This window comes from Pseudomonas fungipugnans (assembly GCF_029955235.1).
GTDB classification, from domain to species: Bacteria; Pseudomonadota; Gammaproteobacteria; order Pseudomonadales; family Pseudomonadaceae; genus Aquipseudomonas; species Aquipseudomonas fungipugnans.
The window spans coordinates 1,364,481-1,382,885 of the sequence record NZ_JARBWL010000001.1 but is presented as its reverse complement, the minus strand read 5'-3'; the positions used below and the strand labels follow the sequence as shown (position 1 = coordinate 1,382,885).

At 59.0% G+C, this 18,405-nt stretch carries 14 protein-coding genes and 2 pseudogenes; 8 read left to right on the top strand and 8 right to left on the bottom strand.

The window, feature by feature from the left end; translation table 11 throughout:
- The first annotated feature begins 131 nt into the window (after positions 1 to 131).
- The 3 genes from POF45_RS05520 (at position 132) to POF45_RS05510 (ending at position 3,365) form a co-directional block, all read left to right on the top strand.
- Positions 132 to 1,217, top strand: a complete 1,086-nt coding sequence (locus tag POF45_RS05520; protein ID WP_282315280.1) for a catalase family peroxidase — start codon at positions 132 to 134, stop codon at positions 1,215 to 1,217.
- Positions 1,214 to 1,759 carry a cytochrome b gene (locus POF45_RS05515; protein ID WP_259495017.1) on the top strand — a complete coding sequence of 182 codons (546 nt, stop codon included), beginning with the start codon at positions 1,214 to 1,216 and terminating at the stop codon, positions 1,757 to 1,759. The genes POF45_RS05520 and POF45_RS05515 overlap by 4 nt, the downstream gene beginning before the upstream one ends.
- A gap of 268 nt (positions 1,760 to 2,027) precedes the next feature.
- Positions 2,028 to 3,365 carry a hypothetical protein gene (locus tag POF45_RS05510; RefSeq protein ID WP_282315279.1) on the top strand — a complete coding sequence of 446 codons (1,338 nt, stop codon included), beginning with the start codon at positions 2,028 to 2,030 and terminating at the stop codon, positions 3,363 to 3,365.
- 308 nt (positions 3,366 to 3,673) lie between these two features.
- On the opposite strand, the gene POF45_RS05505 is transcribed toward POF45_RS05510, so the two are convergent.
- Positions 3,674 to 4,825: a M14 family metallopeptidase gene (locus tag POF45_RS05505; protein ID WP_259495013.1), complete on the bottom strand. Its 1,152-nt coding sequence runs from the start codon at positions 4,823 to 4,825 to the stop codon at positions 3,674 to 3,676.
- Positions 4,826 to 5,087: 262 nt separating this feature from the next.
- Here POF45_RS05505 and POF45_RS05500 point away from each other — a divergent pair.
- The 3 genes and pseudogenes from POF45_RS05500 to POF45_RS05490 form a co-directional block, all read left to right on the top strand.
- A pseudogene (locus tag POF45_RS05500) lies at positions 5,088 to 5,245 on the top strand (FCD domain-containing protein); the annotation flags it as partial.
- Positions 5,246 to 5,266: 21 nt separating this feature from the next.
- Entirely contained in the window at positions 5,267 to 6,877 is a 1,611-nt protein-coding gene (locus POF45_RS05495) for a gamma-glutamyltransferase family protein (RefSeq protein ID WP_282316005.1), read from the top strand.
- 78 nt (positions 6,878 to 6,955) lie between these two features.
- Complete coding sequence (locus tag POF45_RS05490; protein ID WP_259495011.1) at positions 6,956 to 7,177, top strand: hypothetical protein; 222 nt, start codon at positions 6,956 to 6,958, stop codon at positions 7,175 to 7,177.
- Positions 7,178 to 7,339: 162 nt separating this feature from the next.
- Here POF45_RS05490 and POF45_RS05485 read toward each other — a convergent pair whose 3' ends face one another.
- Entirely contained in the window at positions 7,340 to 7,681 is a 342-nt protein-coding gene (locus POF45_RS05485; RefSeq protein WP_259495010.1) for a DUF3077 domain-containing protein, read from the bottom strand.
- A 129-nt stretch (positions 7,682 to 7,810) separates the two neighbouring features.
- On the opposite strand from POF45_RS05485, the gene POF45_RS05480 reads away from it, so the two are divergent.
- On the top strand, positions 7,811 to 8,458 hold the full coding sequence (locus tag POF45_RS05480) for a LexA family protein (RefSeq protein ID WP_259495009.1): 648 nt from the start codon (positions 7,811 to 7,813) through the stop codon (positions 8,456 to 8,458).
- A gap of 42 nt (positions 8,459 to 8,500) precedes the next feature.
- On the opposite strand, the gene POF45_RS05475 is transcribed toward POF45_RS05480, so the two are convergent.
- From POF45_RS05475 to POF45_RS05460, 4 genes and pseudogenes are all read right to left on the bottom strand, one after another.
- Positions 8,501 to 10,450, bottom strand: a complete 1,950-nt coding sequence (locus tag POF45_RS05475) for an acetyl/propionyl/methylcrotonyl-CoA carboxylase subunit alpha (protein WP_282315278.1) — start codon at positions 10,448 to 10,450, stop codon at positions 8,501 to 8,503.
- Positions 10,450 to 11,265, bottom strand: coding sequence for a gamma-carboxygeranoyl-CoA hydratase (locus POF45_RS05470; RefSeq protein ID WP_259495007.1), 816 nt, complete (start codon positions 11,263 to 11,265; stop codon positions 10,450 to 10,452). Before POF45_RS05470 ends, POF45_RS05475 begins: the two co-directional genes overlap by 1 nt.
- 112 nt (positions 11,266 to 11,377) lie before the next feature.
- Positions 11,378 to 12,986: pseudogene (locus POF45_RS05465) on the bottom strand (carboxyl transferase domain-containing protein).
- A 12-nt stretch (positions 12,987 to 12,998) separates the two neighbouring features.
- Positions 12,999 to 14,162: an isovaleryl-CoA dehydrogenase gene (locus tag POF45_RS05460; RefSeq protein ID WP_259495004.1), complete on the bottom strand. Its 1,164-nt coding sequence runs from the start codon at positions 14,160 to 14,162 to the stop codon at positions 12,999 to 13,001.
- 294 nt (positions 14,163 to 14,456) lie between these two features.
- Between POF45_RS05460 and POF45_RS05455 the strand changes: the two genes are divergently transcribed.
- Positions 14,457 to 16,151 (top strand): AMP-binding protein, encoded by a 1,695-nt coding sequence (locus POF45_RS05455; RefSeq protein ID WP_259495003.1) that lies wholly within the window; start codon positions 14,457 to 14,459, stop codon positions 16,149 to 16,151.
- A 656-nt stretch (positions 16,152 to 16,807) separates the two neighbouring features.
- On the opposite strand, the gene POF45_RS05450 is transcribed toward POF45_RS05455, so the two are convergent.
- Both POF45_RS05450 and POF45_RS05445 read right to left on the bottom strand, forming a co-directional pair.
- Complete coding sequence (locus POF45_RS05450; RefSeq protein ID WP_259495002.1) at positions 16,808 to 17,707, bottom strand: hydroxymethylglutaryl-CoA lyase; 900 nt, start codon at positions 17,705 to 17,707, stop codon at positions 16,808 to 16,810.
- A gap of 150 nt (positions 17,708 to 17,857) precedes the next feature.
- Positions 17,858 to 18,256: a MerR family transcriptional regulator gene (locus POF45_RS05445; RefSeq protein ID WP_259495001.1), complete on the bottom strand. Its 399-nt coding sequence runs from the start codon at positions 18,254 to 18,256 to the stop codon at positions 17,858 to 17,860.
- Between the last annotated feature and the right edge of the window lie 149 nt (positions 18,257 to 18,405).

Genomic DNA, 18,405 nt, shown 5'->3' with positions numbered 1-18,405 from the left:
GACTAGGAAGACGCCCGGCACTTGAGGTTATTCCACGCCTGAAAAAATAAATACCACGCGATGGAATAAACCCGCACGGGGTTCGTCTGCTTGATTCTTCTCACTTGTGGCCGATGGCCCTGGAGTCTTTCATGGTAGATCGCTCATCACCGCCCACCCGGCCGCCCTTGAGTGCTGCAAGCCTGATGTTGCGTCTGGCGGGTATCGGGGTTGTCGTCGCCGCCGTGGCCGGGGCATTTGCCTACGTCAACGGCACACTTGACCCACAACGTCTGACCCCCAAAAAACTGATCAATGTATTGGAAACCAATAACGGCGTTCATCCGGGGTTCCGTCGTAACCACGCCAAAGGCGTGTGCGTGATCGGCCATTTCGAGAGCAGCGGGCAAGCGCGCAGCTATTCCAGCGCCCAGGTGTTCAACGAGGCCCAGACCCCGGTGGTCGGGCGTTTTGCGCTGCCGGCCGGCAACCCCTATGCACCGGACACCAGCGTACCGATTCGCAGCATGGCGCTGCGTTTCACTCAGGCCAACGGCCAGCAGTGGCGCACCGGCATGAACAGCATGCCGGTGTTCCCGGTGGGCACGCCCGAAGCGTTCTACCAACTGCAACAGGCGCAGTCGCCGGACCCGGCCACGGGCAAACCGAATCCGGCAGCGGTGCCGGCGTTCTTCGGCTCACACCCGGAAGCCGCGCCATTTCTGGCCTGGGTCAAAACCGCCAAGCCGTCGGCCAGTTACGTGACCGAAACTTATAACAGCATCAATGCGTTCTATCTGGTGAATGCCGCCGGTCAACGCCAGGCGGCGCGCTGGAGCATGGTCCCGGTGGCGAAGGACGAGTCGGGTGCAGCCGCGCCTGCCGGTGGCGATTTCCTGGAAAAGGATCTGGTGCAACGTATTGCCGCCGGACCGCTGCGCTGGCAGCTGAACATCACCCTGGCCAACCCCGATGACCCGGTCAACGACGCCAGCAAGGCCTGGCCCGAGGGTCGCAAGGTGTTGAATGCCGGCACCCTGGTGCTGGAAAGTACGCAACCGCAACTCAATGGCGAATGCCGCGACATCAACTACGACCCGCTGGTGTTGCCAAGCGGCATCGAAGGCTCCGATGACCCGCTGCTCGCCGCGCGATCAGCCGGTTACGCCAGCTCCTATCTGCGTCGCACCAGCGAAGTCAGCCAGTTGCCCGCCGCCACACAGGAGGCTCATCAATGAGCGCTCAACCGAATCATTTCGCGCCGCTGGCGCGACTGCTGCACTGGCTGATGGCACTGATGATCATCGCGATGCTGTTCATCGGTGCGGGCATGGTTGCCTCGGTATCCGAACGCCATGAATGGCTGATTCACCTGCACAAGCCCTTGGGCATTGCGATCCTGCTGCTGGTGGTCGTGCGTCTGGCAGTGCGTTTTTCCACCCGACAGCCACCGCTGCCGGCAGACCTGCCCGGCTGGCAGGTGCTGGCGGCCAAGGCCTCGCATGTCCTGTTGTATGCGCTGATGCTGATTCTGCCATTGCTGGGTTGGGCGATGATCTCGGCGGCAGGCGACCCGGTGATGCTCGGCAGCTCGTTGCAACTGCCGTCGATTTTGCCGGCCAACGCGCAGGTGTTTGCGTTCCTGCGCAAGGCGCATGGCTATCTGGCTTACTTGCTGTTCCTGACCGTTTTGCTGCACTTGGCGGCGGCGTTGTTCCATGGCTGGGTGCGGCGTGACGAGGTGCTGGACAGCATGTTGCGGGGCAAGGATCGGGTTTGAGTGGTGTTTGCTGAACCCAGTGTGGCGAGGGGATTTATCCCCGTTGGGCCTGACTGGCGACCCAGAGCAAAGTAAGCCCTGGAACACCACTCAGCGCGGTGTATCGGATACCGCGCGCTGAGTGCGTTAGCCACTTTTTTTACTCGTCTACCTGTCAATGTTGACAGTATCGCGCCCCTGAAAATGCGCATTCAATGCTTGGAGACTGTAGCGGCTTCGGACGAGGCCGGTCGAAGAGTACTGTTTATGTCATTCAGGGAGTCAAATTATGTTCAAGATTGCAGATATGCGTTCCATTGGGCGTGCTGTTCACATGCTCTGCGGCGTGGTGATGGCGGGGGGGCTCAGCGCCTGTGCTCATTCATCGCTACCTGATCCCGGAAAGCCAAAAAACTGGGTAGTCGCGAATGTGGCGAGTAAATCCACCGCCGAGTTGTATGCGGACTTGATTGCACCAGCAGTTTTTAAGCGGTCCAGTTCGAAAGTCATTAATGGTTATACCGTTGAAAGCGGTAATTTGCTGATGCCGGATAAGTCCGAAGGCTCTCTGGTGACGGTTCGTTCGGCAGACGGAAGCGTGACCGCTTTAATTAACAGGCCGGGGGAGATCGGTTCATTGCATGTTGATAATAAAGGGGTGAGCCGTTTCATCCCTGAGCCTGTTGTGGATTCCCATATCGAAGACGAGGTAACAAGTCCGAACGAAACCATTACCACTTCACCTGTGGATCCCGCATCAACGGAATCCCATGTGGTTGATATCCTGATGGGGTATTCCCGTGCAGGCGTTGAGCGGGCTGGCGGCGATGCAATGGGTGATGCGCTGGCTAAAGTTGAGCTGGTTAATTTGGCACTTCGGAATTCATTGGTGAGTAATGTTTCGTTCAAGTTGGTGGGGATTCAGATTGTCGAGCAGGAGTATGAAGTAAGCAACGAGACTCTTGCGAAAGTGCCGACTATCTTCGCTGAGGGGATCAAGCAATTTGAACCCGACGTGATTTACGGAAATTTCGCGACTTTTGTGCCTGGTGGACCCACAGGGATAGCCTATAAGCCTGGCCGTACTGGAATAACCATATCTAACGCTGCTATGACATTTGCTCATGAGCTTGGGCATAATGCGGGTAGCGATCACTGCAATACTACTGGGGCGACTGATTATAGGTTTGGCTACGATAATGGGCGTTCGGGGAGCCTGCTATGTGGCGGGAATCGTGAACTTTATTATTCAAATCCGGCGGTGAAAGATCAATATGGTTTACCGCGAGGTAATGCGGTAACTGCCGACACAGCGCGTGTTTGGCGTGAAAATGCTGAGCGACTTTCGTCTTATGTACACTTTGTCCCAAAAACACCTCAAATTGTTGATGGGCTAAGCGGGTATGATAGCGTTCGTTTCAAATGGAGTTTATCGCCACGGGCTGTGAAGTATGAAATATTTGTAAGGGGGGTATTGATTCCAACAAAAGTGGGGGAGAGTATCACTACGGAAGGTGTCGCAAAAGGTGTTCCAAGAGGCATGTGGTCATATTTTGTTGTTGCGGTTTATGCGGATGGAACGAAATCCCCGAGAAGTAATTATTTTCTGGCTAAGCCATATGACTAGTTTGGTTGTAGTTTGGATGTGAGTTGCTGCGTTTGGTGTCTTATTACTCGGTTTTTTATACCTATATTGAGGGTGAAAAAGGCGCAGGCAAGCGATGGTTAAATATGACCTCTATTGAGGTCATATTTAATTGTCTTCATAGCGCAATGTGGCGAGGACGAGTGTTTGTTGGGCTTGGAAGATCGTGTGCGGATGCGCGGCGCATGGAACGTCATAAAGATTGCAGGCTGCGCCAGCGCCTACAGGGTTTTTTGTACACCCGTAGGCGCTGGCGCAGCCTGCGATCTTTTGATCTGGTAGCTTAAGACTCAACGCAACGTATCAACCATATCGGCAACCGTGGTCAGCACATCCTTGCCCAGTTGCTTGGAGCGCTTGCCCGACCAACCCGTCAGCGGATTCGGCGCGTCGTTGTTGTCCTTGAACGGCATTTCCAGGGTCAGCGACAGGCAGTCGTATTTCTCGCCGACGCTGTTGCAGGCCAGGGTCATGTTGGCTTTGCCCGGTTCGTCGCGGGTGTAGCCGTGCTTGGTCTGGAAGTCCTTGGTCAGGTGCTTCAGGTGATCGCGGAAATGGGTTTCCAGCTTTTCGATCCGTGGCGTGTAGCCAGGATTGCCTTCGCAACCGGCGGTGAACACGTAGGGGATTTCTTCGTCGCCGTGGATGTCGAGGAACAGATCAACGCCGTATTGCGCCATCTGCTGCTGAACGAACAGCACTTCCGGGCTGATTTCCTGACTGGCGCTCTGCCAGGCGCGGTTCAGGTCCTGGCCCATGGCGTTGGTGCGCAGATGGCCGTGGAAGGCGCCGTCCGGGTTCATGTTCGGCACCAGATACAGGTCGGCGCCGGCCAGCAGTTTGTTCAGTACCGGATCGTCGTGTTTTTCCAGGCGCTCGATGACGCCTTCCATGAACCACTCGGCCATGTGTTCGCCGGGGTGTTGCTGGGCGATGATCCAGATTTTACGCCGGCCTTCGGCGCCGCTGCCCTTGCGCAACAGTTGAATGTCGCGACCTTCGGCACTTTTGCCGGTGGCCAGCAGTTCGGTGCCGGCCTTGGTCAACGCCTGCTCGATCAGCCAGTCATGGCGACCACGGCTGTAGGGTTCGAAATAGGCGAACCAGGCGTGGGTGGCAGTGGCTTCGAGGCTGAAGCGCAGGCAGTCGCCTTCGAAAATGGTCGGTACACGGAACCAGTTGACGTGATCGTAGGAGGCCACTGCCTGATAACCGTCCCAGGCCTTGTTGTACGAGGATTTGCTGGCGTTGCTCAGGCGAAACCAGTGTTCCTGGCCGACGTGAAGGCCGCTGGCCTTGAAGTGGAACCACTGGAAATGCGGGCTGCGGGTGTCTGGCTTGATGGCCAGCAGGGCTTGTAGCGGATTGCTGATGTCCAGTACTTCGATATTGCCGCTGTCGAAGTTGGCGCTGATATCGAAAGAGGATTTAGCCACGGTCATGGTCGGTTCCTGATTATGATTTTATGGCGCTACTTTACACGCAAGCGCCTGTTACGCCGTGCACCTTTTTTGCACCCCGCGGGTGACATATCGGGTCGTTTCAACTCGTTGCCCAAGCGGGCACCGGGCTTTGCCGCGCTACTCGATTTTTCAATAATTGCATTCAAACAATGGCCTGCAAGCCGCGCGTGTCAACTGGCGCGCAATGTGCTTTTTGGCTTTATGGATGATTGGATACAAAAATGCAAAAGGTGCATTCGATGAAATGCGCAACGCCCTCGAAGGCCTGGCGATCCGGGTGGCGGTGACGAACATCACGGAATGGCACTTCAGCCATCTGGAGCGCCTGCTCGATGAGATGGACGACTGCGCGAAGACGGCGCCGAGCGGGTCAGCCGGGTTCGTGAGTCCTTCAAATATTCCTTTTGTGTGAGTCCTGCCATGTTCGACTTTTCTGCTCATGAATATCCTTACGCCTCCCAACGGCAAAGTGTGTTTGCCAGACGCGGCATGGTCGCCGCTTCCCAGCCTCTGGCCGCGCAAGCGGGAATTGAAATCCTGCGCCGGGGTGGCAATGCCATTGACGCGGCGATTGCTACGGCCGCAGCGCTGACTGTGGTGGAGCCGACCGGCTGTGGTATTGGCGGCGATGCCTTTGCGCTGGTCTGGACGCAAGACAAGTTGCATGGTTTGAACGCCAACGGTGCGGCCCCCCAAGCCCTGACGATTGATGCAGTGAAAGCGGCTGGCCATCAGCAAATGCCCTTGCATGGCTGGACGCCGGTGACAGTGCCAGGCTGTCCTTCGGCGTGGGCCGAGCTGTCGCGGCGGTTCGGGCGCCTGCCCTTTGTCGACGTGTTGCAACCGGCCATCAGCCTGGCGCAAGACGGCTTTCCTGTGTCGCCGGTGGTTGCCCTGCAATGGCAATCGGCGCTGGAGAACTTCACCCTGAGCCGGGATGCCGTACTCGACAGCTGGTTCGAGACCTTTCTGATTGATGGCCGGGCACCGCGCGCCGGTGAGCTGTTTCGCAATCCGGCACAGGCACGGACATTGACCGAGCTGGCCGCCACCGAGTGCGACAGCCTTTATCGTGGTGCGCTGGCACAACGGCTGGACGTACATTCCCGGGCCACGGGCGGTTATCTGCGTGCCAGTGACTTGCACGATTACCGCGCGCAGTGGGTTGAGCCGATCAAGGTCAATTATCGCGGCGTCGACGTCTGGGAGATTCCGCCGAGTGGCCAGGGGCTGGTCGCGTTGATGGCCCTGAAAATTCTCGAAGGCTTTGATTTCGATCATCGCGACAGCCAGCAGACCTGGCACCGTCAGCTCGAAGCCATGAAACTCGCTTACAGCGATGGCCTGCACTACATCACTGACCCGGAACATATGCGGATCGCGGTGGACGATCTGCTGAACGAGTCTTATATCGCCCACCGGCGGTCGCAGATTGGCGAGCGAGCAGTTGCGCCGCAACCGGGTGATCCCCACGCCAGTGGCACTGTGTACCTGGCCACCGCTGATGCCGAAGGCAATATGGTTTCGTTTATCCAGAGCAACTACCACGGGTTTGGCTCAGGCGTGGTGCTGCCTGACAGCGGCATAGCCCTGCAAAATCGTGGCGAGGAGTTCAGCCTCGATCCAGCGCATGCCAATTGCCTGGCCCCTGGAAAGAAGACTTTCCACACCATCATTCCGGGCTTCCTCAGCAAGGACGGTGTGGCAATGGGGCCGTTTGGTGTGATGGGCGGCTACATGCAACCCCAGGGGCATGTGCAGATGGTCATGAACCTGGTGGATTTCGGCCTCAACCCGCAAGCGGCGCTGGATGCACCGCGTTGGCAGTGGCTGGGCGGGTTGAAGGTCGGCATCGAGCAGAACGCGTCACGGGACATGGCCGCAGCCTTGGCGCGTCGTGGGCATCAGGTTCAGGTGGTGTGCGATCTGACCCGCTACGGGCGAGGGCAGATCATCCTGCGTGATCCGCAAACCGGTGTGTTATGTGGTGGGACCGAGCCACGAGCGGACTCGCATATCGCCGTGTGTTGACGGCCAGGGGGCGGCGCGGGCGTGATGTTCTTGCCTGCCTGCTGCATTCGAGTTGCAGCGAAATGGGGGGCGTCCTCCTTGACGCAGACGCAGCTTAGAGGCTGCAGGATTGATTCTCAAGTGCTATTTGTCGTTAGTTTCAGCCAATGTGGCCGGGCATCTCTTGCCAACAGATATTCTTTTGATATCATCCGCGCCATCGAATTTGCAGCACCTGAAGACTTCATTAGCCTGAAGCCAAAGCCAGACCAACTGGCAAAAAAAGACCCGGCAAAAAGCCGGGTCAAAAACCGTGATTAGCCTGATGAGGAGATAGTCCAGGAGACCGACCTAAGGTCCCTGGTCCATCGACTGATCTCGCGATCAGCTGAATGCAATAATAATCATTATCATTTGCAAGTCAAATGTTTTTACCTGCCCGATTGGAAAATTCTTTCCCGTCGTCTTCAGATATCCCTCGTTTCAGTCGTTGCGGTCGTCATCCAGGGACCGGTCTACCAACGCCTGCGCCATATCGACCATGTGCACCACCGAGAACGCCAGGGCACGCTGTGGGCCTTGCAGGTTTTCGGCGGACTCATGCGCGGTCGCTGCGGCGCACCGCAGCAGGTCTGAAGCATGCACCAGTGCTTCCTCACGAGAAATGTTGCGGTTGACGTCGAAGAAACGCGACTCGATGGGTGCTTCTGAAACAGCTGGTTTCAAGTAATAGTCCAACGCCCTCTGCGCCGCCGCACTCCCTTGGGGCGAGGTGAAAGTGGTGTCTATCTGCATGTCGGACAAGTCAGTGCTGGCAATTGTCATGGTGATGGGAAACTCCGTAATAGGTTCAAATCCGTGAGATAATCCTAATACCAACTGTATTTGTGACGAGAATTTAAATACTACAATTTGTGTTTTGTTGGGCGGAGCCCCCCGCGTATCGTGCCGCACATGGATAAATGGATTGAATTGGTCAAGGCCAAGATGAGTGAACTCAAAATCACTCAGGAAATACTCGCAGAGCGTCTCGGGATGTCACAGGGTGGCATCGGGCACTGGCTGAATAGACGCCGGCAGCCGGGTATCGATGACATGAACCGCGTACTGCGGGCGCTCGGTATGGACTTTCTCGAAGTGGCGCTGGTCATCCGCGAGCCCGAGGTTTCGGCGCAGGATGAAATGCCTCTGGCGCACAAGTACAACCCGTACTTCCGTTACCCGGTCAGTGATTGGCGGCAACCGGCCGAGGTACGCGATGGCGAGGTGACGGCGTATGGCAAGGAGCGCTTCGAGCTTTCCGATTACCATGCCCAGGGCGCAGCGTTCTGGCTGGTAGTGGTCGGGGATGCGATGACGGCTTCCAGTGGCATCAGCATCGCCGAGGGCACGCTGATTCTGGTAGACCCGGCGATCGTGCCGGTGCCGGGAAAGCTGGTGATTGCCCAGTGGTCGGGCAGCAGCGTGGCGACGTTCCGCAAGCTGATCGAAGAGGGCGGGCAGCGTTATCTGGTCCCGCTCAATCCGACGTATCCGAAAGTCGTTTATACCGATGCGTGTCGAATTATCGGCGTTGTGGTTCAGGCAACTGCCAGATTCTGATCAGATCGGTCCTCACACGGTGTAGGACCGATCTTTATTTCCTCAGGCGAGTTCCAGCTCCACCAAGGCGCTGCCCTCGCTGACCATCTCGCCTTCCTGGCAAAACAGCGCTTTGACGATACCGGCGTGGGGTGCGCGGATACTGTGTTCCATTTTCATGGCTTCCAGCACCACCAGTTGCGCCCCGGCTTCGACTGATTGCCCGGCTTCCACCAGCACCCGCACGATGCTGCCATTCATTGGCGCGGTCAGCCCGCCCTGATGACTGTTGCTCGCCTCGACTGCCGAGATCGGGTCGTAGGCTTCGATACGGCGCAATTCACCTTCCCACTGCAGGTACAGCACATCACCCCGGCGAATGGCGCGATGCTGGCGGCGCACGCCATGTTGTTCGGTCAGTAATTGATCGCCTCGCAATTGTGCGGTGTGGGCGCCGCTCAGCGTCAGCGCCCGATCCTGACCTTCGCAGCTCAGGTGCAGGGTGATTTCGCTGGGCAACCCGGCCCGAAACCCATTATTGACCGCCCACAGTGATCCCGGATCTTCATCACGCGTGGCAGATGCCTGGCTTTGCGCGAACGCCTGGGCGGCGGCTTGCCAGAACGCATCGCTCAGCTCAGCGGGGGCGGGCAGCAGTTGCTCCTGATAACGCGGAATAAACCCGGTATCCAGTTCGGCTGCCGCAAACGCCGGATGCGCGATGATCCGACGCAGGAAGTTGACGTTGGTCTTGAGTCCGCCAATCGCGAACTCATCGAGCATGCTCAACAAACGCAGCCGCGCCTGTTCGCGGTCTTCGCCCCAGGCAATCAGCTTGCCGAGCATCGGGTCATAGAACGGCGAAATCTGATCACCTTCCTCAACACCGCTGTCCACTCGCCGTCCGGGACCTTCGGCCGATTCGCGGTACAGCGCCAACCGGCCGGTGGCCGGCAGGAAATCATTGGCAGGGTCTTCCGCGTACAGCCGTACTTCGATGGCATGGCCGATCAGCGGCACGTCGGCCTGGGACATCGGCAGCGGTTCACCGCATGCCACGCGAATCTGCCAGGCCACCAGGTCGAGGCCGGTGATGGCTTCAGTGACCGGGTGTTCCACCTGCAAACGGGTGTTCATCTCCATGAAGAAGAACTCGCCCCGCGAATCCAGCAAGAACTCCACGGTGCCGGCACCCACGTAGCCGATGGCCTGAGCCGAACGCACGGCAGCTTCGCCCATGGCGCGCCGCAGCTCAGGGCTCAGGCCGGGGGCGGGTGCTTCTTCAACGACTTTCTGATGGCGGCGCTGAATCGAGCAATCACGCTCGTTCAGGTACAGGCAGTTGCCGTGTTGGTCGGCAAAGACCTGGATTTCCACGTGACGTGGTTTGAGCAGGTATTTTTCCACCAGCATCCGCGAGTCGCCGAATGACGATTGCGCCTCACGCTGGGCCGAGGCCAGCGCTTCGGCCAGTTGGCTGACGTCCTCGACCACTTTCATGCCTTTGCCGCCGCCGCCCGCCGTGGCCTTGAGCAGCACTGGATAGCCGATGCGTTCGCAGGCAGCGCTGAAGGTGTCCAGGTCCTGCGCTTCGCCGTGATAACCCGGCACCAGGGGCACGCCAGCAGTTTCCATCAGCGCCTTGGCCGCAGATTTGCTGCCCATGGCATCGATGGCCGAGGCGGGCGGGCCGAGGAAAATCAGGCCGGCGGCTTCGATGGCGCGGGCGAACCCGGCGTTCTCCGACAGAAAACCATAACCGGGGTGAATCGCCTGAGCGCCGCTGGCCTGGGCGGCGGCGATCAGTTTGTCGATTTGCAGGTAACTGTCGGCGGCCTTGCTGCCGCCCAGGTCGACGCGAATATCCGCTTCGCGGCTGTGCCGGGCGTCACGGTCGGTGGCGCTGTGCACGGCCACGGTGGTCAGGCCCAGGGCCTTGGCGGTGCGCATCACGCGGCAGGCGATTTCGCCACGGTTGGCCACCAGCAGGGTGGTGAGAACAGGTGCGCTCATCAACGCGGCTCCTTGGAGGGGGTTGCGGCTTGCCAGCTCGGTGGGCGTTTTTGCAGAAAAGCCCGCAGGCCTTCCTGGCCTTCAGGACTGACGCGAATTCGGGCGATGGCGTTTTCGGTGTAGCGGCGCAGCGCCGGGGTCAGTGCGCCGTTGCTGACTTCACGCAGCAAGTCCTTGCTGACGCGCATGGCGGCGGGGCTGTTTTGCAACAGGTTGTCGATCCACTGATCGACGCGCTGCTCCAGCTCAGCCACCGGATAACTTTCCGACAACAAACCGATTTCCCGAGCCCGCTGGCCGCCGAACCGCTCGGCGGTCAGTGCATAGCGACGGGCCGCACGCTCGCCAATGGCTTGCACCACGAACGGGCTGATCACCGCCGGTGCCAGGCCGATGCGCACTTCCGACAGGCAGAATTGCGCGTCATCGACGCCGATCGCCATGTCGCAGCAGCTGATCAGCCCCAGCGCGCCGCCGTACGCCGCGCCTTGCACCACCGCCAGGGTCGGGATTTTCAGTTTGGCGAGGTTGTACATCAGCTCTGCCAGTTCCCTGGCGTCGTCGAGGTTGGTGTGGTAATCGAGTTCAGCCGATTGCTGCATCCAGGCCAGGTCGGCACCGGCGCTGAAATGCTTTCCACGGCCACGCACCAGCAGAAAACGCAGGCTGGCGTCGCCGGACACTTTGTCCAGCGCAAGGATCAGCTCGCGGATCATTTCGGCGTTGAAGGCGTTGTTCTTTTCTTCACGACTGAGCCACAGCGTGGCGAAACCACGCGGGTCGGTCAGCAGTTCGAGGGTGTTGAAGTCGCTCATGTTGGTCCGTCTCCACACTTGTGGGAGCAGGCTTGCTCGCGAAGAGCGATAACGCGGTGGTTCACATAAACCGCGGTGAACCCTTCGCGAGCAAGCCCGCCCCCACAGAAAATCACATCCGGAACACGCCGAAGCGGCTCGGTTCGATAGGCGCGTTCAGCGACGCGGACAAGGCCAGGGCCAATACGTCGCGGGTCTGCGCCGGGTCGATGACGCCGTCGTCCCACAGCCGTGCGCTGGAATAGTAGGGGTGACCCTGCTCTTCGTACTGATCGAGGATTGGCTGCTTGATCTCGGCTTCCTGTTCGGCGCTGAAACCCAGGCCGCTGCGTTCAGCTTGCTCGCGCTTGACCTGTACCAGCACGCCAGCGGCCTGCTCGGCACCCATCACGCCAATCCGTGCGTTCGGCCACATCCACAGGAAGCGCGGGTCGTAGGCCCGCCCGCACATGCCGTAGTTACCCGCGCCGAAGCTGCCGCCGATGATTACCGTGAATTTCGGTACCTTGGCGCAGGCCACTGCGGTCACCAGTTTTGCGCCGTGTTTGGCTATGCCGCCGGCCTCGTATTTCTGGCCGACCATGAAACCGGTGATGTTCTGCAAAAACAGCAGTGGAATGCCGCGCTGACAGGCCAGTTCGATGAAGTGCGCGCCTTTCTGCGCGGCTTCGGCAAACAGGATGCCGTTGTTGGCGAGGATCGCGATCGGGTAACCGTGCAAATGCGCGAAGCCGCACACCAGCGTCGTGCCGAACAATGCCTTGAATTCATCGAACACCGATCCGTCCACCAGACGGCTGATGATTTCGCGCACATCGAACGGTTGCTTGGCGTCCGCCGAGACCACGCCATACAACTCGTCGCTGCCGTACAGCGGCGCGACGGGCGTACGTTGTTGCAACTCGCCGAGCTTGCGCCAGTTGAGGTTGGCGACACTGCGTCGAGCCAGCGCCAGCGCGTGTTCATCGCTCTCGGCATAATGGTCGGCGACGCCGGAAATCTTGCAGTGCACATCGGCCCCGCCCAGGTCTTCGGCGCTGACCACTTCACCAGTCGCGGCTTTCACCAGCGGCGGGCCGGCGAGGAAAATCGTCGCCTGATTGCGCACCATGATCGCTTCGTCGGCCATCGCCGGCACATAGGCGCCGCCGGCGGTGCACGAACCCATGACCACCGCGATCTGCGGGATGCCCATCGCACTCATGTTGGCCTGATTGAAGAAGATCCGCCCGAAGTGCTCGCGATCCGGGAACACCTCGTCCTGACGCGGCAGGTTGGCGCCGCCTGAGTCCACCAGGTAAATGCACGGCAGACGGTTTTGCTGGGCAATCGTCTGGGCGCGCAGGTGTTTTTTTCACAGTCAGCGGGTAGTACGAACCGCCTTTCACCGTGGCGTCGTTGGCGACGATCATGCATTCAACGCCTTCGACACGCCCGATCCCGGCAATCACGCCGGCAGCTGGCACCTCTTCGCCGTAGACCGCATACGCAGCCAGTTGGCTGATCTCCAGAAACGGTGAGCCTGGATCGAGCAGGCGATTGATGCGCTCGCGGGGCAGCAATTTGCCCCGCGAGGTGTGGCGTTCTTGAGCTTTTGTACCACCGCCTTGCTGCACTTGAGCGAGCAGGGTGTGCAGGGCATCGACCTGTTTGAGCATCGCCGCGCTGTTGGTCGCGAACTCCGCTGAGCGAGGGTTGAGCTGGGTGTGCAGGATCGCCATGGTCAGCTCCGTTTAGCGGGTTTCGTTGAACAGTTCGCGACCGATCAGCATGCGACGAATCTCACTGGTGCCGGCGCCGATTTCATACAGCTTGGCGTCACGCAGCAGACGACCGGCCGGGAATTCGTTGATGTAGCCGTTGCCGCCGAGAATCTGGATGGCGTCGAGGGCCATTTGCGTGGCGCGTTCAGCACTGTAGAGGATCACCCCGGCAGCGTCCTTGCGCGTGGTTTCGCCGCGCTCGCAGGCCTGGGCCACCGCATACAGATAGGCGCGGCTGGCATTGAGCTGGGTGTACATGTCGGCGACCTTGCCCTGGATCAGCTGGAATTCGCCGATGCTCTGGCCGAACTGCTTGCGGTCGTGGATGTAGGGCACGATCAGGTCCATGCACGACTGCATGATCCCGGTCGGGCCGCCGGACAGCACCACGCGTTCGTAGTCGAGGCCGCTCATCAGCACTTTCACGCCGCCGTTGAGCACGCCGAGAATGTTTTCTTCCGGCACTTCGACGTCATCGAAAAACAGCTCGCAGGTGTTCGAGCCGCGCATGCCGAGCTTGTCGAACTTGTTGCTGCGGCTGAAGCCTTTGGAATCACGTTCGACGATGAAGGCGGTGATGCCATGGGCGCCCTTTTCCAGGTCGGTCTTGGCGTAGATCACGTAGGTGTTGGCATCGGGGCCGTTGGTGATCCAGGTCTTGCTGCCATTGAGCACGTAGTGATCGCCACGCTTGTCGGCGCGCAGTTTCATCGAGACCACGTCGGAACCGGCATTCGGCTCGCTCATGGCGAGGGCGCCGATGTGTTCACCGCTGATCAGTTTGGGCAGGTATTTGGTTTTCTGTTCGTGATTGCCGTTACGGTTGATCTGGTTCACGCACAGGTTGGAGTGCGCGCCGTAGGACAGGGCAACGGACGCCGAACCCCGGCTGATTTCTTCCATGATTACCACGTGGGCCAGGTAACCCAGGCCAGCGCCGCCATACTCTTCCGGGACGGTGACGCCCAGCAGGCCCATGTCACCGAACTTGCGCCACAAGTCAGCGGGGAACAGGTTGTCGATGTCGATTTGAGCGGCGCGGGGAGCGATCTCCTTGGCGACGAAGGACTGAACCTGATCGCGCAGCATGTCGATGGTTTCACCGAGGGCAAAGTTCAGGGAGGGGTAGCTCATGGATCACCTTTTGGCTTTTTTGTAGGGTGGGGAGGGCGGTGTTTCAGCTCTCTCCTTTACGTTAACGTAAGCCTGCGGTGGGTGACTGTCAATCACCTTTACGTTAACGTCAACTTGGGCGAGAGTAGGACCCGCTCAAGGTAGAAAAGCGGACCAGACCTGTGGGGAGCGAGCCTGCTCGCGAAGGCGGCTTTACATTCAACATTGATGTTGACTGGCATAACGCATTCGCGAGCAGGCTCGCTCCCACAGGGGATGGTCGCCCGCTCATCAATAAAGACAACAGGGGTCAACATGGATCAACCCAGTGCACATCCGCCGCGCAGCTATACCCGTGGCTCCCAGGAAAAAGCCTTGCTGGCGATGACCATCGGTGAGGCGTTCGATCACACCGTCGCGCAATACCCTGGCGGGGAGGCGCTGGTGGTTCGGCATCAGCAGTTGCGTTACACCTGGCAGCAATTGGCTGATGCGGTGGATCTGCACGCCAGGGCGTTGCTGGCATTGGGCCTGAAAACCGGCGACCGTCTTGGCATCTGGGCACCGAACTGTGTTCAGTGGTGCATCAGTCAGTTCGCCAGCGCGAAAATCGGCGTGATCCTGGTCAACATCAATCCGGCCTATCGCAGCTCGGAACTCGAATACGTGTTGAAGCAATCCGGCTGCCAATGGCTGGTGTGTGCCGGGGCGTTCAAGACCTCGGACTATCACGGCATGTTGCAGGAGCTGCTGCCGGAACTGGCGGAGCAATCCATCGGCCAGTTAAACAGCGAACGCCTGCCGGACCTGCGTGGCGTCATCAGCCTGGACCCCCGGCCACCCTCGGGTCTGCTGCCGTGGTCGCAACTGGCGGACCTGGCGGCCAGCGTCTCGGTGGCGCAATTGCACGAACGCCAGCACAGCCTGCACTTCGACCAGGCAGTGAATATCCAGTACACCTCGGGCACCACCGGTTTTCCCAAGGGCGCGACCCTCAGTCATTACAACATCCTCAACAACGGCTACATGGTCGGCGAGAGCCTCGGGCTGACGGCCAATGACCGGCTGGTGATCCCAGTGCCGCTGTATCACTGCTTCGGCATGGTCATGGGGAACCTGGGTTGCATCACCCACGGCAGCACCATGATTTACCCCAACGATGCGTTCGATCCGCTGCTGACACTGACCACCGTCGCCGAAGAACGGGCCACCGGACTTTACGGCGTGCCCACCATGTTTATCGCCATGCTTGATCATCCGCAGCGCGGCGGGTTCGATCTGTCGAGCCTGCGTACCGGCATCATGGCCGGGGCAACCTGCCCGATCGAAGTGATGCGCCGGGTCATCAGCGAGATGCACATGAGCGAGGTACAGATTGCCTATGGCATGACGGAAACCAGCCCGGTGTCGTTGCAGACCGGTCCCGCCGACGAACTGGAACTGCGCGTCACTACCGTGGGCCGGACCCAGCCGCAACTGGAAAACAAGATCATCGACGAGGCCGGCAATCTGGTGCCGCGCGGCACCCTCGGCGAACTGTGTACCCGTGGTTACAGCGTGATGCTCGGTTACTGGAACAACCCTGAAGGCACGGCTCAGGCCATTGATGAAGCTGGCTGGATGCACACCGGCGATCTGGCGACCATGAATGAAGACGGCTACGTGTGCATCACCGGGCGCAACAAGGACATGATCATTCGCGGCGGCGAGAATGTTTATCCGCGCGAACTGGAAGAGTTTTTCTTCACTCATCCGGCAGTGGCGGACGTGCAGGTGATTGGCATTCCAAGCTCGCGATATGGCGAAGAAATTGTTGCCTGGATCAAGTTCCATCCTGGTCACAGCGCCACTGAGCAAGAGTTGCAAAGCTGGTGCAAGGCGCGCATCGCCCATTTCAAGACGCCGCGTTACTTCAGGTTCGTCGAGGAGTTTCCGATGACCGTGACCGGCAAGATCCAGAAATTTCGCATGCGCGAGATCAGTATCGAGGAACTCAAGGCGATACCGTAGGAGCTGCCCGCGGGTGATTTGTGTGAGTCCGTCGAAAACGATGTTGAATGACAAATCGTTTTCGCGGGCAGGCCTTGCACCTGCAAAAACCGGTTTTACCAAACGCCAGAAAGCACAAAGGGGAGCCGAAGCTCCCCTTTAATTTGTCGTTGCGTGCTCTTTTTTATTATTGAGGGGCGGTCTGTTGTTGTTTTTGGCAACCGTGGCCCTTTACCGCTGTTTTTGTCGATCCCCATCCGGGATCAAGAGCAAACGTATTTTTTTGAGCGCTGATCTGCTTTTTCGCCAAGCGATCCAACCGATTCGGGAGCTACCTGACGGTAGTTTTATTGTTCTCTGCCCGGTTGCGGGTTGCTCCGAAAAGCACCCTGAAAAGCACACCTTCTCCAAAAAAATCTGTTAGCTGCGTCTCTGCCGTGTTGTTCTTGTTATGTCAGAGTCGTTACGTCTTATTTTTATTAGGTTTGCTGCTTTTTATTCTTGTTATGTCATAGAGATAGCAGGAGCCATGCCAACTTTTAAAAACCATTTAAAATCAATATGTTGACGTTTTTGGTGGTTTTTTATGTAAAGGCGAAACTGACAATTTGTTTCCGTGTTACTCGTTTGTACCCGCACCTCAGACATTGCGGTAACACCCGGACACACCCACCCTCCTACTGTGCGCTGCGCGCCTTGGCCACGCGCGAACCGGTAGGCCGCCCGAGTACGCTGCAAATCTGCTGACCTGCCGCAATCAGGGCGTCCAGGTCGATACCGGTCTCGATGCCCAGGCCGTTGAGCAGGTACACCACGTCTTCAGTAGCGACATTACCGCTGGCGCCCTTGGCGTACGGGCAGCCGCCCAAGCCGGCAATCGAGCTGTCGAACACCGCAATCCCTTCCAGCAGGCTGGCGTAGATATTGGCCATGGCCTGGCCATAGGTGTCGTGGAAGTGCCCGGCCAGTTTGTTGCGTGGTACATCGGCCGAGACCACTTCAAACATCCGGCGGGTGGCGCCAGCGGTGCCGGTGCCAATGGTGTCCCCCAGCGAGACTTCGTAGCAGCCCATGGCATAGAGTTCTCGGGCGACGAAGGCGACCTGTTCCGGGGCGACGTTGCCCTCGTAAGGGCAACCCAACACACAGGACACGTAACCACGCACGCTTACGCCATGTTGTCTGGCCGCGTCCATGATCGGCACGAACCGCGCCAGGCTTTCACTGATCGAGCAGTTGATGTTGCGCTGCGAGAAAGCTTCGGACGCGGCGGCAAACACGGCCACTTCCTTGACGCCCGCGGCGATGGCGTCTTCGAAGCCGCGCAGGTTCGGCGCCAGTGCGCCGTAGGTGACACCGGGCTTGCGCTGGATCTGCGCAAAGACCTCGGCGGAACCGGCCATCTGCGGCACCCACTTGGGTGACACAAAACTGCCGACTTCTATATAGCCAAGACCAGCGGCGCTGAGTGCATCGACCAGTTGCACCTTGTCGGCGACGCTGATGGGTTGGGCTTCGTTCTGCAGACCGTCGCGGGGGCCGACTTCGATCAGGCGTACGTGGGAGGGGAGAGTCATCGTGATTGACCTGTGGTGATTTTTGAATGTTCGCCGTTCCCTGTGGGAGCGAGCTTGCTCGCGATGAGGACGTCACATTCAATAATGATGGTGGCTATCGGTCCGCTATCGCGAGCAAGCTCGCTCCCACAGGGGATTTGTATAAGTCCGCTAAATGACTTGCTGGCTCTGAATCGTCTCCGCCAGCGCCTGGGTGCAACGCTCCTGCGCGGTATCCAGTTCCAGTTTCATCTGCTCGATGTCGAGCATCTGCTGTTCCAGTTGCTCGCGGCGTTCGGCAATTTTGCTGAGCATGGTTTGCAACTGCTTCTGGTTACCGCCGGCCGGGTCGTAAAGCTCGATCAGTTCGCGGCATTCGGCCAGGGAGAAGCCGATGCGCTTGCCCCGCAGGATCAGCTTCAGGCTGACTTTGTCGCGGGGTGAATAGATGCGTTCCTGGCCACGGCGTTCCGGGCTGAGCAGCCCTTGCTCTTCATAAAAACGGATGGCCCGGGTAGTGATGTCGAGCTCGCGGGCGAGGTCGGAAATGCTGTAGGTCTGGCTGCTCATGGGCGCGCTCGGAGAAGGTCATTGCGTTAAGCTAATGGCAGGTTGACGTATACGTCAAGGGTCATGATTCGTTGGTGTTCCTGCTGGCCTCTTCGCGGGCAAGCCCGCACCCACAGGGGCGGTGTGTTACGTCAGATCCAGTGTGGAAG